This window comes from Streptomyces monticola (assembly GCF_042665355.1).
Taxonomy (GTDB): Bacteria; Actinomycetota; Actinomycetes; order Streptomycetales; family Streptomycetaceae; genus Streptomyces; species Streptomyces monticola.
In genome coordinates this window covers 310,437-325,213 of the sequence record NZ_JBHTCF010000003.1, presented here as the reverse complement: position 1 = coordinate 325,213, position 14,777 = coordinate 310,437, and the positions used below count along the sequence as shown (strand labels likewise).

At 72.3% G+C, this 14,777-nt stretch carries 14 protein-coding genes; 4 read left to right on the top strand and 10 right to left on the bottom strand.

Annotation, left to right across the window (positions count from 1 at the left end; translation table 11 throughout):
* The first annotated feature begins 115 nt into the window (after positions 1–115).
* Both ACFQVC_RS09890 and ACFQVC_RS09885 read left to right on the top strand, forming a co-directional pair.
* Entirely contained in the window at positions 116–637 is a 522-nt protein-coding gene (locus ACFQVC_RS09890; protein ID WP_381829018.1) for a nitric oxide synthase oxygenase, read from the top strand.
* Positions 638–690: 53 nt separating this feature from the next.
* Positions 691–1,755, top strand: a complete 1,065-nt coding sequence (locus ACFQVC_RS09885) for a lactonase family protein (RefSeq protein ID WP_381829016.1) — start codon at positions 691–693, stop codon at positions 1,753–1,755.
* A gap of 176 nt (positions 1,756–1,931) precedes the next feature.
* On the opposite strand, the gene ACFQVC_RS09880 is transcribed toward ACFQVC_RS09885, so the two are convergent.
* The 5 genes from ACFQVC_RS09880 to mmuM form a co-directional block, all read right to left on the bottom strand.
* Positions 1,932–2,855 (bottom strand): sirohydrochlorin chelatase, encoded by a 924-nt coding sequence (locus tag ACFQVC_RS09880; RefSeq protein ID WP_381829014.1) that lies wholly within the window; start codon positions 2,853–2,855, stop codon positions 1,932–1,934.
* A 168-nt stretch (positions 2,856–3,023) separates the two neighbouring features.
* Positions 3,024–4,157 (bottom strand): N-acetylglucosamine kinase, encoded by a 1,134-nt coding sequence (locus tag ACFQVC_RS09875; RefSeq protein WP_381829534.1) that lies wholly within the window; start codon positions 4,155–4,157, stop codon positions 3,024–3,026.
* Positions 4,142–4,819 carry a uracil-DNA glycosylase gene (locus tag ACFQVC_RS09870; RefSeq protein ID WP_381829012.1) on the bottom strand — a complete coding sequence of 226 codons (678 nt, stop codon included), beginning with the start codon at positions 4,817–4,819 and terminating at the stop codon, positions 4,142–4,144. Before ACFQVC_RS09870 ends, ACFQVC_RS09875 begins: the two co-directional genes overlap by 16 nt.
* Positions 4,820–4,889: 70 nt before the next feature.
* Positions 4,890–6,047 carry a WD40/YVTN/BNR-like repeat-containing protein gene (locus ACFQVC_RS09865; protein WP_381829010.1) on the bottom strand — a complete coding sequence of 386 codons (1,158 nt, stop codon included), beginning with the start codon at positions 6,045–6,047 and terminating at the stop codon, positions 4,890–4,892.
* Positions 6,048–6,110: 63 nt separating this feature from the next.
* A complete protein-coding gene (mmuM, locus tag ACFQVC_RS09860) occupies positions 6,111–7,004 on the bottom strand; it encodes a homocysteine S-methyltransferase (protein ID WP_381829532.1) in 894 nt (297 codons plus the stop codon).
* 191 nt (positions 7,005–7,195) lie between these two features.
* On the opposite strand from mmuM, the gene aroQ reads away from it, so the two are divergent.
* Positions 7,196–7,654 carry a type II 3-dehydroquinate dehydratase gene (gene aroQ, locus ACFQVC_RS09855; RefSeq protein WP_381829008.1) on the top strand — a complete coding sequence of 153 codons (459 nt, stop codon included), beginning with the start codon at positions 7,196–7,198 and terminating at the stop codon, positions 7,652–7,654.
* Positions 7,655–7,668: 14 nt separating this feature from the next.
* Here the strand turns inward: aroQ and ACFQVC_RS09850 are convergent, their stop codons facing one another.
* On the bottom strand, positions 7,669–8,100 hold the full coding sequence (locus ACFQVC_RS09850) for a nuclear transport factor 2 family protein (protein ID WP_381829006.1): 432 nt from the start codon (positions 8,098–8,100) through the stop codon (positions 7,669–7,671).
* A gap of 795 nt (positions 8,101–8,895) precedes the next feature.
* The gene (locus ACFQVC_RS09845) at positions 8,896–9,978 is read right to left on the bottom strand and encodes an NADH:flavin oxidoreductase/NADH oxidase (RefSeq protein ID WP_381829004.1); all 1,083 of its coding nucleotides are present in this window, start codon (positions 9,976–9,978) and stop codon (positions 8,896–8,898) included.
* Positions 9,979–10,161: 183 nt separating this feature from the next.
* Here ACFQVC_RS09845 and ACFQVC_RS09840 point away from each other — a divergent pair, with 183 nt between their 5' ends.
* Positions 10,162–10,551: an ArsR/SmtB family transcription factor gene (locus tag ACFQVC_RS09840; protein WP_381829002.1), complete on the top strand. Its 390-nt coding sequence runs from the start codon at positions 10,162–10,164 to the stop codon at positions 10,549–10,551.
* On the opposite strand, the gene ACFQVC_RS09835 is transcribed toward ACFQVC_RS09840, so the two are convergent.
* From ACFQVC_RS09835 to ACFQVC_RS09825, 3 genes are all read right to left on the bottom strand, one after another.
* Positions 10,471–11,949 carry a nucleobase:cation symporter-2 family protein gene (locus tag ACFQVC_RS09835; RefSeq protein WP_381829000.1) on the bottom strand — a complete coding sequence of 493 codons (1,479 nt, stop codon included), beginning with the start codon at positions 11,947–11,949 and terminating at the stop codon, positions 10,471–10,473. The two genes, ACFQVC_RS09840 and ACFQVC_RS09835, sit on opposite strands and share 81 nt — an antisense overlap.
* A gap of 114 nt (positions 11,950–12,063) precedes the next feature.
* Positions 12,064–13,110 carry an alpha/beta fold hydrolase gene (locus tag ACFQVC_RS09830; RefSeq protein WP_381828998.1) on the bottom strand — a complete coding sequence of 349 codons (1,047 nt, stop codon included), beginning with the start codon at positions 13,108–13,110 and terminating at the stop codon, positions 12,064–12,066.
* A 202-nt stretch (positions 13,111–13,312) separates the two neighbouring features.
* Positions 13,313–14,674 (bottom strand): FAD-dependent oxidoreductase, encoded by a 1,362-nt coding sequence (locus ACFQVC_RS09825; protein WP_381828996.1) that lies wholly within the window; start codon positions 14,672–14,674, stop codon positions 13,313–13,315.
* Positions 14,675–14,777 lie beyond the last annotated feature (103 nt).

Sequence of the window (14,777 nt, the reverse complement as noted above, 5' to 3'; positions counted from 1 at the left end):
TATACAACTCCCGTACGGATGAGGCACATTCACGGGGCACATACAGGGTGGATCAGGCCACTGGGCGGGTAGTCACAGGCACACACGGGAGGCACGGACCGTGCGGGAGCGGTCCGTGGCCCGCAGCCGCCTGGAGGTGTCCGCCGTGGGCGAGTTCCAGTGCCGAAGCCACCGGACCCCGACCCACGACAGCCCGTCCGCAGAGGAGCGCCACGAACGGGCCACCACAACTCCGGGCGAACGGTGCCCTGCGGGCCATCAGGAATCAGCCTCCCTGTGGCGGGAAGCCGCCGAGTTCCTCGCCCAGTTCCACCGCGAGGAACTCGACGGCACCGACCCCGCGCCCCGCGTCGCGCAGGTCCACGACGAGATCAACGCGACCGGAACCTACCGCCACACCACACGTGAACTCGCCTTCGGCGCCCGCGTCGCCTGGCGCAACGCCACCCGCTGCATCGGCCTCGCCCACCTGGACCGAGAGGAGCGCAACGGCCGCCAGGTGAGCGCCGAGTTGTCCTGGATCGTGCCGCCGGTGTCCGGGGCGGCCACCGGTGTCTTCCACCGCACGTACGACCCGACGGAGCGCCGGCCCGCCTATGTGCACCACACCGAGGACCGACCACCCCTGCTGGTCTAGACCTACTGCTACCGTCGAGCCCGCAAACTGCCGCCGCCGGAAGGGGTTTTCACGTGGGCAGCGCCCGGGCGTACATCGGTTCGTTCACGTCGGCGGGAGGCCATGGCATCCGCACCGCGGAAGTCGATCCCCGGACGGGGGCCCTGACCCCGCTGGGTGCCACGGACGTCCTCGCCGACCCGTCGTATCTCGCGCTCGCCCCCTCGGGAGAGACGCTCTACGCGGTGAGCGAGACGGACGAGGGAGCGGTCGCGGCCTTCTCCGTGCGCGGCGGCAGCGGTGGTGGGGCACCGGAGCTCCTCGCCCCGCCCGTGCCCGTCGGCGGCGCGGGCCCCACCCATCTCGCTCTCGCCGCGGGCCGGGTCCTGACCGCCAACTACGGCTCGGGCAGCGTCTCCTGGCTGCCCCTGGGCCCCGCCGGTGCCCTCGCCCCGGGCGGCGGCGTGCTGCGGCACGAGGGCTCGGGCCCCGACACCGCCCGCCAGGATGGGCCGCACGCCCACCAGGTCCTGGCCGACCCGAGCGGGCGCTGGGTGCTGAGCGTGGACCTCGGCACCGACTCGGTTCGGGTCTGCGCCCCGGCGGCGGACGGACTGCGGCTGCACCGAGAGGTGGCGCTACGGCCGGGCAGCGGACCACGGCACCTGGCGTTCCATCCGCGCGGCGACCTCGCGTACGTCATGAACGAGCTGTCGCCGACCCTGACGGTTTGCCGCTGGGACGCCGCAGAGGGACGGCTCGAACCGCTCGGCGAGACCCCCGTCCTGTCCGGCACACCGGCCGGTGACGCCTACCCCTCCGAAGCCGTCGTCGCCCCGGACGGCCGCTTCGTGTGGACGGCGACACGGGGCGAGGACGTGATCTCCGTACTCGCGGCGGATACGGGAGCGGCAACGGCCTCGGAGACGGACGGTACGCGGCTGCGGCTCGTCGCCACGGTGCCGTGTGGCGGCCACTGGCCGCGCGACCTGGCCCTGCACCCCTCGGGCCGCTTCCTGTACGCGGCCAACGAGCGCTCCGGCGACGTCACCTGGTTCACCCTCGATCCGGACACGGGCATGCCGCGACGGGGCGGCTCGATCGAGGCACCGGCGGCTTCGTGCGTGGTGTTCGGCTGAGCGGCGCCGCTGGGTTCCCCGGGGGCGCCCATAGCGAAGGGCCCGCCGGTGACCCGCTTGGGGAAGTCCAGTGCGGCTCCCCGTGCCCCACAGGGGCGCGGGGAACTGCGCGACCAGCCACGACGCACCCGCCGATGCTGTCATACCGAACTTCCCGCGGAGCGCTCAGCGCACTCTCAGTGAGTCTGGGCGCCCAGTGCCTGCGGCGGCGTGATGCCGAGCGCCGTCGTGTACTTCGACAGGGCCAGCTTGCCGATCGCCGGGTATGCGCCGAGCGCCTCGGCGTACGCGCAGCCCGCGTCACGGGCGGCGCTGTCGAGCAGCCCGTCGGCGATCTCGGGGCCGATCAGATGCGGCGCGAGCGCCAGCTGCGCGGAACCCGACGAGCGCAGCTGCTCGGCGGTGGCCGCGATGGCTCCGTCCTGGTCGAGCGCGGCGGCCATCACCGGCACGGCGAGACGCGCGGCGAGCAGCATGCCGGTGATACCGGCCGCCTGCACCGCCTCCTCACCGCCTATGGTCGCCAGGATGATGCCGTCCGCGGCGGTCGCCACCGTGAAGAGGCGGGCCCGGTCGGCGCGGGCGAGCCCGGCCTCGGAGAGGCGCACATGCAGCGCCTCGGCGAGCAGCGGGTGCGGCCCGAGGACATCGGTCAGCTCGGCGGCGGCGCGGCTGTCCATCACGGACTGCCGGATCTGCCGCATCAGCGAGTTGTCGGGACCGGCGAGCAGCGGCACCACCACGGCCACCGGGCCGTCGGGCTCGGCCACCTCCTGGCCCGCCGCGCGCGCCTGCTCATAGCGGGCGACACGCAGCTCGGCCGCGTTCACGAGGACGGCCTGCAGCGTCGGGTACTCGGCGTTGTCCCCGTCGAGGTAGCCGATTCTGGCGTCGAGGCCCGGCAGCTCGGAACGGGCGATGCTGATGACCTCTTCGGCGAGGCTGCGGATCGCGGGTGAGGGCGCCCCCGGCACGGCGAGAACCAGTGCGGGAGCTCCCTCGGGAGCCACCGCGGGTTCCGGGCGGCGGTGCCGGCCGGGCTGGCGGGGTCGCGGCATTCGTACGGGCAGGCCGTTTGCGGGCCCAGTGGGGGAGCTCATGGCGCCGCATGCTACTGGTTTACCCGGTTCCCCTGTTCGGGCAGGTGGCAGCTGAGTGGTATCCGTCCGCTTTTATCCGTTCAGTTACGAATTCCTCAACTGTCGGGATCGATACGGCCGGCGGTGCGAGCCGATGCCGCGACGATCACCACCGCACGCGCGAGTGGATCACCGACGGCCGTCACTGTCCGGGAGGTGCAGCAGGCGGTTGTCGTGCGGGAGCCGCAGCGTGTCGTCGGCCAGTGCCGCGGCGATCGCGAGGGCGCCGTCGAGCGGGTCGCCGACGGCCGATACCGCTCGCACCGTGGGCAGTTGCCGGGCGAGCTCTTCCTTCAGGGGTACGAGAAGGGGGTCGCCCATCTTGAACAGGCCTCCGGTGAGGGCCACTTCGCACGCGGTGCCGGCAGGGCACACCGCGGCCGCCGCTTCCGCGATCCGCGCCCCGGCGTCGCGCAGGATGCCCGCCGCGACCGGGTCGTGGCCCGCGCACTCGCCCACGGCGGGGGCGAAGGAGGCCAGGGCCGCGGGCCGGTCGGTCCGCGGATAGAGCTTGCCCGGCAGCTCGGTCACCGGGCCGCCGAACACCTCCTCGGCCCGGGCCAGGAGCACCGGCGAACCTCCGCGCCGGCCGTCGTGCGCCCGCATCGCCGCCTCCAGGCCCGCGCGCCCGATCCAGGCGCCGCCGCCGCAGTCGCCGAGCAGATGGCCCCAGCCGTCCGCCCGCCGCCACTCCCGCAGATCGGTGCCGAGTGCGATCATTCCGGTGCCCGCCGCGACCACTGCCCCGGGCCGCTGGCCGAGCGCTCCCGCGTACGCCGTCACACCATCGGCCGCGAGTGCGAGGCGCCGCACGCCGAACGCCTCGTCGAGCGCGCCCGGCAGCCGGGCGCGCAGATCGCCGCCGAGGGTCGCCATGCCCGCCGCGCCCACGGCCACCGCGACCACCGCGCCGCTGCCCGCCGCCTCCAGCAACTCTCCTGCCATCGGCGCCAGTTGGTCCATCAGATGCCCGGCGTCGATCCCGTCGGGCCCGGTCCGCACCGGCTCACGCGAACTCACGCTCCCGGCCGTACGCGAACCGCCCGGCGCACCGGCGAACGGCTCCTGCTCGGCAGGCACTTGCTCGTCAGGCACTTTCTCGTCGGGCGCTCGCCGGTCAGACGCTTGCCCGGCAGGCACGCGCCCGGCGGTGGGCGGCGCGTGCACGGAGGAACCCGCGGGCGCGGGCGCGAGGGCCACCCGCAGTCCCGAGCCGCCGGAGTCGACTCCGAGCACCCAGGAGTGCGTCACGGCAGCCGCCAGTCCACCGGCTCCGCGCCCTGCCGGGCAAGCAGTTCATTGGCCCGGCTGAAGGGACGCGAGCCGAAGAACCCGCGGTCCGCCGACATGGGCGAGGGATGTGAGGACTCCACCGACGGCAAGTCACCCAGAAGGGGACGCAGATTGCGGGCGTCACGGCCCCACAGGATGGACACCAGCGGGCGGCCCCGCGCGGCCAGGGCGCGGATGGCCTGCTCGGTGACCTCTTCCCAGCCCTTGCCGCGGTGCGCGGCGGGGCGCCGCGGCGCCGTGGTGAGTGCTCGGTTGAGCAGCAGCACCCCCTGCTTCGTCCACGGGGTCAGATCGCCGTTGCCCGGCTGCGGCAGGCCCAGGTCCGAGCCCAGCTCGCGGTAGATGTTGATCAGGCTTCCCGGCAGCGGCCGCACCTCCGGCGCCACCGAGAAGCTCAGGCCCACCGCGTGCCCCGGTGTGGGGTACGGGTCCTGCCCGACGATCAGCACCTTCACCTCGTCGAAGGGCTGCTGGAAAGCGCGCAGCACATTCGGTCCGGCCGGCAGATAGGTGCGCCCGGCGGCGATCTCCGCGCGCAGGAAGTCGCCCATCGCGGCGATCCGTTCGGCCACCGGCTCCAACGCCTGTGCCCAGCCTGGTTCGACGATTTCTTTCAACGGTCGTGCAGCCACGGGCGTCACCCTACTGCCGTAACGGCCCCGCCCATCAACCGATGGGCGCCCCGCCCTCCCTCTGCCCGCCTCAGCCGATCACCGCCGCCCGTACACACAGCACGTCCGGCAGATGGGAGGCGAGGAGCTGCCAGCTCTCGCCGTCGTCCGCGCTCGCGTACACCTCGCCGTTGCGATTGCCGAAGTACACGCCGGCCGGGTTCGCGTCGTCCGTGGACATGGCGTCCCGCAGCACCGTGCCGTAGTGCTCGCCCTCCGGCAGGCCGCGCGACAGGGGCTCCCAGCTCTTGCCCGCGTCCTGTGTGCGGTAGACCCGGCATCTGCGCCCTGCGGGCACGCGGTCCGCGTCGGCGGTGATCGGGAATACATAGGCCGTGTCCGCGCGGTGCGGGTGGGCGGCCACGGCGAAGCCGAAGTCCGAGGGCAGGCCCTCGCCGATGTCCGTCCACTGGGCGCCCGAGTCGTCGCTGCGGAACACGCCCCAGTGGTTCTGCAGATACAGCCGGTCCGGGTCCACCGCGTCCCGCGCGACCTTGTGCACGCACTGTCCGAACTCGGGGTTCGGATCCGGCAGGAACACCGCGGAGACACCGGAGTTGGACGGGGCCCAGCTGGCACCGCCGTCCAGGGTGCGGAAGACACCGGCGGTGGAGACGGCCACCGTCACCGCGTTCGCGTCGCGGGCGTCGGTGAGGATGGTGTGCAGCCCCTCACCGCCGCCGCCCGGCTCCCACTTGGAGCGGGTCGGGTGCTCCCACAGGGGCCGGACGAGCGCGAAGCTCTCGCCGCGGTCCGCCGAGCGGTACAGCGCGGCGGGTTCCGTGCCCGCGTACACCACATCGGGTTCGGCCGCCGAGGGGTGCAGCTGCCACACCCGCTCCAGCGAGGCCCCGGTGTCCTTGGGGAACTTGACGGCCGGCTTCGCGGGCTCGGTCCAGGTGGCGCCGAAGTCGTCCGAGTGGAAGACCGACGGGCCCCAGTGGGCGCTGTCGCCGCCGACCAGGAGCCGGGGCGGGTCGGTGCGGGTGTCGATCGCGATCGAGTACACCGCCTGGGCGTTGAAATGTGGCCCGTCGAACTCCCAGACGCCCTTTCGCCTGCGGCCGATGAACAGGCCCTTGCGCGTTCCTACGGTGAGAAGAACCTCGTTGGCCGGCATGCCGACCACCTCCCGTGCATGTCGGTTGACCTCGTTGTCCACGACATGCCTCAGTCTGCACCCGACCACTGACAATGGCCCCGAAACCGCCCGGACCTGGGGTTTCCCGGCAACAACAGCCGAAACCGCGGCTCAGCCCGCCGCGGACACCCGCTCCGCGATCGCGGTGATCTCCGCCGGGCCCACCCGGCAGCAGCCGCCGACGAGGCGCGCCCCGTCGCGCACCCAGCCCTGGACGCGCTGCGCGCTGAAGCTCCCGGGGCCGCACCAGTCCCGTGCCGCGGCGTCCCAGCGCTCACCGCTGTTGGGGTAGACGACCACGGGCTTGCCGGTCACCCGCGCGGCGAGCGCCACAGCGGCGTCGGCGTCCTGTGGTGTACAGCAGTTGACCCCCACCGCGAACACCTCGTCGCTCGCGCCGGCCAGGGCGAACGCCTCCTCCAGCGGCTGCCCCGCCCGGGTCCGTGTCCCGTCCACGCTGTACGACAGCCAGGCGGGCACGCCAAGGCCGCGCACCGCGCGCAGCAGTGCCCGTGCCTCATCGGTGTCCGGGACCGTCTCCAGGGCGAGGACGTCGGGGCCGGCCGCTGCCAGCGTCTCGAGCCGGGGCCGATGGAAGCGTTCGAGCTCGGCGACGCTCAGGCCGTAGCGCCCGCGGTACTCCGAGCCGTCCGCCAGCATCGCGCCGTAGGGCCCGGCGGACGCGGCCACCCACAGGGGGCGGCGCACCCCGGCGGCCCGGGCCCGCCGTGCCGCTGCACGTCCCAACCGCACGCTCGCGTGCAGCAGTTCCGTGGTGCGCGCGGCGTCAATGCCGTGACGGGCGAAGCCCTCGTACGTCGCCTGATAACTCGCCGTGATCGCCATGCTCGCGCCCGCTTCGAAGTAGGCGAGATGGGCCGCCTCGACGGCCTCGGGACAGTCGGTGAGCAGCCGCGCCGACCACAGCGCGTCGCTCAGGTCGTGCCCGGCGGCCTCGAGCTGATTGGACATCCCGCCGTCGAGGACGACCGGCGCCGAGGCCATCGCTTCGGGCAGCGGCGGTGACACGGGCGACGGGGCGGGTGGCGGTACGGCGCGGTCCGTGGACGCCTCGGGTCGGCTCATACGTCGACGCTAACGCGCGCGGGTCCGGCGGGCGGTCGCCGTGGGGCCTGACGCAGTGCTGTGCGCGGCCCTTCGCCGTGCCCCGCGATCACCCGCCGTACGCTGTGCCCATGGCTTCCGTACTGATCCTCAACGGCCCCAACCTCAATCTGCTCGGCACCCGCGAGCCCGGCATCTACGGCGCGCAGACGCTCAAGGACGTCGAGGCCCTGTGCCAGGACACCGCCGCCGGGCTCGGCCTGAGCGCGGACTGCCGTCAGTCCAACCACGAGGGCCAGCTCCTCGACTGGATCCACGAGGCGGGCCGGGAGCAGGCCGAGGGCCGGCTGATCGGTGCCGTCCTCAACGCCGGTGCCTACACGCACACTTCCGTCGCCCTGCACGACGCGATCAAGGGCACGGGGCTGCGGGTGATCGAGGTGCACATCTCCAACGTGCACGCCCGTGAGCCCTTCCGCCATCACTCGTATCTGTCCCCGGCGGCGGCGGGCATCGTGGTCGGCTTCGGTACGGAGGGCTACCGCCTCGCCATCGAGGGCCTGCACCGGCTGGCCACGACGGAGAGCTGAGCCGGCGCCGCGGCTCAACTCCCCGCGGAGAGCCGTACCCCGCACCGGGGCCCGGGTACATCCGTGGGGGGAGCGGGGCCCACGCGCGTCATCAGGAGCAGCCAGCCGTCGGGGCCGCCCTGGATCCAGGTGCGGGTGCACAGGACCCGTGCGTGGAAGGGGAGTTCGCAGGAAGCGCCCCGGGCGGTCAGCACCCTGCGGGTGATGCCGGTGCGGCCGCTGACGGTGGCGATGGTCTCTTCGGCGACGATCCGGTCCACCGTGAGCTCGCCCGAGCGAAGGCCGCCGATCTCCTCACCGCGCCCCAGGCTGCGGCCGTCCGGCCTTATGGCTACGAAGTTCGGATGCAGGATTCGTTCGAGCGCGTCCGCGTCACCGGCCTGGACGGCCGATCCGAGCCGCCGCTCCGCCTCGATCAGGGCCTCGGCGGGGAACAAGTCGTCCATCGCCCAGATCGTACGTGTCCGCAGGGCCCTGCGGGAGACCGTGCCGACGCCATGCTGAACGCCGTCCGGACCGGTTGTGCGGCCCTGCGGACCCGCACCCCGGAGGCGCTGACCTGGGCACACACCGAAAGCCCCCGAACCGCACGCCCCCCGGCCGCTCCGGCGCCGCCGCCGAGGGCGTGCCGGATGGGATGACCGGATCGGATGACCGGGACGATCGGCCCCTGCCACAAGGACCAGACAGCCGGGGCCAGATCACCCGGGCCCGGGGCACTTGACCCGAGCAGACCGCCCGGGTCAAGTGCCCCGGGCGGACCACCAGGGTCAAGTGCCCCCGAGCGGGCCGCACCGGGCCGGACCGTCCTGGGTCAGGTCGCCCGGCTCCGGATCGTCCCGGTCAGGTCGCCCGGCCCGGCCCCGCCGGTCGTGCCGCCGTGTCAGGTCACCCCGATCGGGGTGCTGGGGCAGCTGCCCCTGTCAGGCCGCCGCCGGGCCGGATCGCCCCGATCTGACCGCCACGGTCAGGCCGACAGAGGCGCGATCGACTTGCCGGGACTGACCTGCCCGGACTGACCTGCCCGGACTGACCTGCCCGGACTGACCTGCCCGGACTGACCTGCCCGGACGGGCACGCCCAGGCAGGACCGGACCGCGACCGAACCGTCAGGAACAAATCCCGTCAGGAACAAATCCCGTCAGGGCCGGGCCCCAGGACCGTGAGGACCGGACCCCCAGGACCCGCAGGACCGGACCCGCAGGACCGGACGGCAGGGCGCGCACGCCCCACCGTCAGGATCAGATCGCCCAGGCGTACTGGTTCGGTGTCTTGATCTCCGCGTCGAGCTCGCGGGCCGCGCGCAGGGGCCAGGACGGGTCGCGCAGGAGTTCACGGCCCAGGAGCACCGCGTCGGCCTCGCCGTTGGCGAGGATCTTCGCGGCCTGCTGCGTGTCGGTGATCAACCCGACGGCGGCGACCGGGAGTTCGGTCTCCTTCTTGACGCGCGCGGCGAACGGCACCTGGTAGCCGGGGCCGACGGTCATCTTGACGCCGTGGGCGTTTCCGCCGGTGGAGACGTCGAGCAGATCGACGCCGTGCTCCTTGAGCAGCCGGGCGAAGCGCACGGTGTCGTCGGCGGTCCAGCCGCCCTCGTCCAGCCAGTCGGTGGCCGAGATACGGAAGAACAGCGGCTTGTCCTCGGGCCATACCGCCCGTACGGCGTCGACGACTTCGAGCGCGAAGCGGGTGCGGTTCTCGAAGGAGCCGCCGTATGCGTCGGTGCGCTTGTTGGAGTGCGGGGAGAGGAACTCGCTGATCAGGTAGCCGTGGGCGCCATGGATCTCGACGACCTCGAACCCGGCGGCGAGCGCACGTCGCGCCGCGTCCGCGAACTGGCCGACGGTGTCCTTTATCTGATCGACGGTCAGCTCCTGCGGCACGGGGTGGTCCTCGCGGAACGGCACCGGGCTCGGCGCCACCGGCTGCCAGCCGTGCTCGTCGGCGCCGACCGGGCCGCCGCGGTTCTTCCAGGGGCGGTCGGTGGAGGCCTTGCGGCCGGCGTGTGCGATCTGGATGCCGGGCACCGTGCCCTGCGCCTTCAGGAAGTCCACGATCCGGCGGAAGGCCTCGACCTGTGTGTCGTTCCAGATGCCGAGGTCGGCGGGGCTGATCCGGCCCTCGGGAGTGACGGCGGTCGCCTCGACCAGGACGAGTCCGGCGCCGCCGGTCGCGCGGGCGGCGTAGTGAGCGAAGTGCCAGTCGTTCGCCACACCGGCGTTCGGACCGAAGACCTCCGCGGAGTACTGGCACATGGGCGCCATCCACACGCGGTTCGGGATGGTCAGCGACCGGAGGGTGTAGGGCTCGAACAGTGCACTCACAGCGGACTCCATTCATGGGCTCGGCCCGGCCCGACCGCTCGGGGCGGGCCGTTTCGCTTAGTACGATACCCACCGTACTACGAGACCTGTCAAACTACGAAAGGTCTCGTACAATGAGGGAGCGAAGCCCCGTGGAGCCGTGACCAGCGGATGAGCCTCCCGGGACGAGGAAGTGGAGCCGCCGTGACCACCGCGACGAACACCGAACGCAGCGCGAGCAGCAAGCGTGAGCCGAGCAGTAAGCGTGAACTGGAGCACCCCGCGGGGGAGGAGATCCGCCTCGAGGGCGTGCTGCATGCGCTGTCCGACCCGATGAGGATGCGTATCGTGCGCGAACTCGCCGTGTCCACAGATGAGTTGGCCTGCTCCTACTTCGAGCTTCCGGTCACGAAGTCCACGACGACGCACCACTTCCGGGTGCTGCGCGAGAGCGGAGTGATCCGGCAGTGCTACCGCGGCACGGCCAAGATGAGCGGTCTGCGCCGCGAGGAGCTAGATGCGCTCTTCCCCGGTCTGCTCGACAGCGTCCTCGACGCGGCCGCGCGGGAGGCGGACCGGCTCGGAGAGGGCTGATTCGTCACTGTCACCTTCACTGCCGTCACCTTTACCGCCGCCACCGACAGCCCCTGCACCCGCCCGAGGCGTCAACTCCCGCCTGCCGCGCACCAGATGGTTGAACAGCAGATTGAGTACGATCGCGGTGACGCAGCCGGCGCTGATCCCGCTGTCCATCACCGTCTGGAACCAGTCGGGGAACTTCGCGTAGATCTCGGGCACGCCCACCGGCAGCATGCCGACCGCCACCGACACCGCCACCACCGTCAGGTTGTGGTTGTCCCTGAAGTCCACCGTCGCGAGGGTGCGAAGGCCGCTGGCCGCGACGGTGCCGAACATCACCAGGCCGGCGCCGCCGAGCACCGGCGCCGGGATCGCCGCGACCACCGCGCCCAGCTTGGGCAGAAGGCCGAGCAGGACGAGGATGCCGCCCGCGGCCGCGACCACCCAGCGGCTGCGGACCCGGGTCATGCCGACGAGCCCCACGTTCTGCGCGAACGCCGTGTAGGGGAAGGTGTTGAAGACCCCGCCGAGCACGGTCGACAGACCGTCGGCCCGCAGCCCGTCGGCGAGCGATCGCGGCCCGACCTTCCGCCCGGTCAGCTCTCCGACCGCGATCATGTCGCCGGTTGTCTCCGTCATGATGACCAGGGCGACGACGAGCATGGAGATCACCGCGGCGGCCTCGAACGTCGGTGCCCCGAAGTGGAACGGCGTGCTGATCCCGATCCAGTCCGCGCCCCGTACACCGCCGAAGTCCGTGAACCCGAGCGGTATCGCGACAGCGGTGCCCGCCACGATGCCGACGAGCACGGCGATCCGGCTCAGGAACGCGGGCGCGAAGCGCTGCACGGCGAGCACCACCACGAGTACGAGTGCGGCGAGGCCGAGGTTCCTCGGCGCCCCGAAGTCCGGGGCGCCCGCGCCGCCCGCCGCCCAGTTGCCGGCCACGGGCAGCAGTGAGACGCCGATGATCAGGATCACGGTTCCGGTCACCAGCGGCGGGAAGAACCGCAGCAGCCGCCCGAAGACGGGAGCGAGCAGCACCATGGCAAGGCCCGAGACGATCACCGCTCCGTAGATCGCGGGCAGCCCGCCGCCCTCCGTACCGATCAGGACCATCGGCGAGACGGCCGCGAACGTACAGCCCTGCATGATCGGCAGCCGGACACCGAACCGCCAGAAGCCCACACACTGGATCAGTGTGGCGAGCCCGCAGACCAGCAGATCGGCGGTGATCAGATACGCGAGGTCGGCCGGCGGCAGTTTCATCGCCCCGCCGACGATCAGCGGCACCGCCACGGCGCCCGCGTACATCGCGAGCACATGCTGCAGGCCGAAGGCGCCCAACTGCGCAACGGGAGGCACCTCGTCGACCGGATGCCGGGCGGGCTCGTGAGGTGGGGCGGATGCCATGGGCACTCCTTGCGCAAGTGGGTTCCGGGACAGGACGAGACCGTAAGCGCCTTGCACATTCTGTTGATTACGCCGTTGTTGCCGCGCTGTTGCCGGCCGCCTGAGCCGCCGACGTCACGAGCCCGGCAGGTCGAGCCCCTTCAGCCAGTCGGTGAGGATGGCGTTCACCTCGTGCGGCCGTTCTTGTTGTACCCAGTGCCCGCAGCCCTCGATGAGGTGGGACGCGGCGAGGTTCGGGAGGGTCTGAGGGAAGGCCTCGACGGCGTCGGCGAGCCAGGCGACGGAGGCGTCCTGGGCGCCTGCCAGGAACAGCGACGGCTGGGTGACCGGCGCGCCGTCCCAGGGGGCGAGGTCCTCCCAGTCACGGTCCGCGTTGCGGTAGCGGTGCAGGGCGCCGGTGAATCCGGTGCGCTCGAACTCGCCCGCGCACACGTCGAGTTCGGCCTCCGAGAGCCAGGAGGGCAGCGGGCCGCGGGGGAAGCGGTCGGCCATCCGCGCACCGTGCGGCACGAAGAACAGACTGTGCTCACCCGATGTGTCCATGGTGTCCGCCGAGAGCCCTGCGTAGAACCCGGCGAGCCAGCCGCGCACATCCGCCTCGATCTCGGCCTCGGCCCGGCCCGGCTCCTGGAAGTACTGGACGTAGAACTCCTCGTCCCCGCCGATCCGCGCGAAGACCTCCGAGGGCCGTACTCCGCCGCGCGGCGAGTAGGGCACACCGAGGAGGGCCACGACGGCGCACACGTCAGGGCGTACCAGAGCGGTGTTCGCGGCGATGGTCGCGCCCCAGTCGTGCCCCACGAACACCGCGGACTCCTCACCCAGGGCCCGCACCACGGCTGCCAGGTCCTCGACGAGCTCCAGCATCCGGTACGCCGACACGTCCTGCGGCTTCGACGAACGGCCGTAGCCGCGTACGTCGACGGCGATCGCGCGGTAGCCCGCCGCGGCGAGAGCCGGGAGCTGGTGGCGCCACGAATGCCAGGTCTCGGGAAAGCCGTGCACCAGCATCACCAGCGGTCCCGAGCCCTGCTCCACGAGGTGGATCCGGCCACCGGGCACACCGACCAGACGGTGGCGCGGTCCGGCCGAACCGGCCTGTGGCGTCGTACCGGACTGCGGTGTCGCGCCGGGCTGTGACGTCGTCTCGGGCTGTGACATGGAAGCTCCCATCGGCGTGCGGTGACTTCGGCAACTGCACACCGATCATCGGCGCAGCCGGCAGTCCACGCCCAGGAGACTTGCCGCACCGGCAAAACGGGATGGCGCCCGGGAAAGCGCCGTGCGTCGATAGAGCTCCGCTTCAGCCGGTGAAGCACCGCTTCAGCCGGTCAAGCTCCGCTTCAGCCGGTGAAGCTCCGCGTCAGTCGGCCGGTGTCACCTCGCCCGCGGAGCGGGCCGCCGCGAGCAGGCCGTCCCAGTCCGGGATCTTCACCTGGCCGCGCCCCAGGGATGCGCCGAGGGCCGTCTCGGCGCGTTCGATGGACTGCCAGCCGGTCCACTCGACAGGGCACACACCGCTTGCGCGCAAGGCGTCGAGAGGGTCGTCACGACGGTCCCGCACGAGTGAAGGGGCGTCGTCGAGAAGGGAGTTGACGGTCTCCTTCGCGCAGGGGCGGTTGGTTCCGATCACTCCGGTGGGGCCCCGCTTGATCCAGCCTGCGACATACTCGCCGGGCGCCACGGCGTCCTCGCGCAGCACGCGTCCCGCGGTGTGCGGCACGGTGCCTGACGCGGCGTCGAACGGCAGCCCGTCCAGGGGTACGCCCCGGTAGCCGACCGAGCGCAGCACCAACTGGGCCTCGATGTCCTCGAACTGGCCCGTGCCGCGCACCCCGCCCTGCCCGTCGGGCAGGGTCCGCTCGAAGCGCACCGCGCCGACCCGGCCGGACTCGGCGAGGATCTCGACGGGGCGCAGGAAGAACCGCAGGCGCATCCGGCGGGCACAGCTGCGGGCCGGGAGTTCGGTCCAGGCGCGGAGCACCTCCACATTGCGGCGGTTGGCCGCGGGCAGCGACGAAGGGTCGCCATAGGCCGGATCGAGCGCCAACTCGGCCGGATCCACGAGGGCTTCGGCATCGCCGAGCGTCGCCAGTTCGCGCAGCTCCTTGGTGGTGAACTTGGCCTGCGACGGGCCGCGCCTGCCCACCATGTGCACATCGCGCACCCCGCTGCTGCCCAGCGCGTCGAGGGCGGCCTGCGGCATGTCGGTCGGCCTGAGCTCATCGGCGCCGCGCGCCAGGATGCGGGTCACATCGACCGCGACGTTCCCCACGCCGATCACCACGGCCGAGCGGACATCCTGCAGAAAGCCGTCCTCGGTGGCGTCCGGGTGCGCGCTGTACCAGGAGACGAACTCCGTCGCGGACCAGCTCCCCGGCAGATCCTCGCCCGGGATGCCGAGGTGGCGGTCGGTCGCGGCGCCCACGCAGTACACGACGGCGTCGTACAGATCGAGGAGCCGGGCCGGCGGGAGGCCGCCCGCGCCCACTTCGACGCCGCCGAGGAAACGTACGCGCGGATCCGCGAGTACCGTCCGCAGATTGTTCTGCAGCGACTTGATCTTTTCGTGGTCGGGGGCGACGCCGTAGCGGACCAGGCCGTACGGGCACGGCAACCGATCGAGTACATCGACTCTGACCTGCGGGACCCGTTCCTGCGTGACCAGTGACTGGGCGGCGTAGACCCCGCTCGGTCCTGATCCGACAACGGCGACATGAAGCACGGTGGGGCTCCTTCCGCGGGATGAGTCCAGCATCGCACCGGTGTGCGCATACGGGGAGAGGTCCTGCCCGCCCCGCCGTCCGCCGGACTCCTGGCCCCACGGG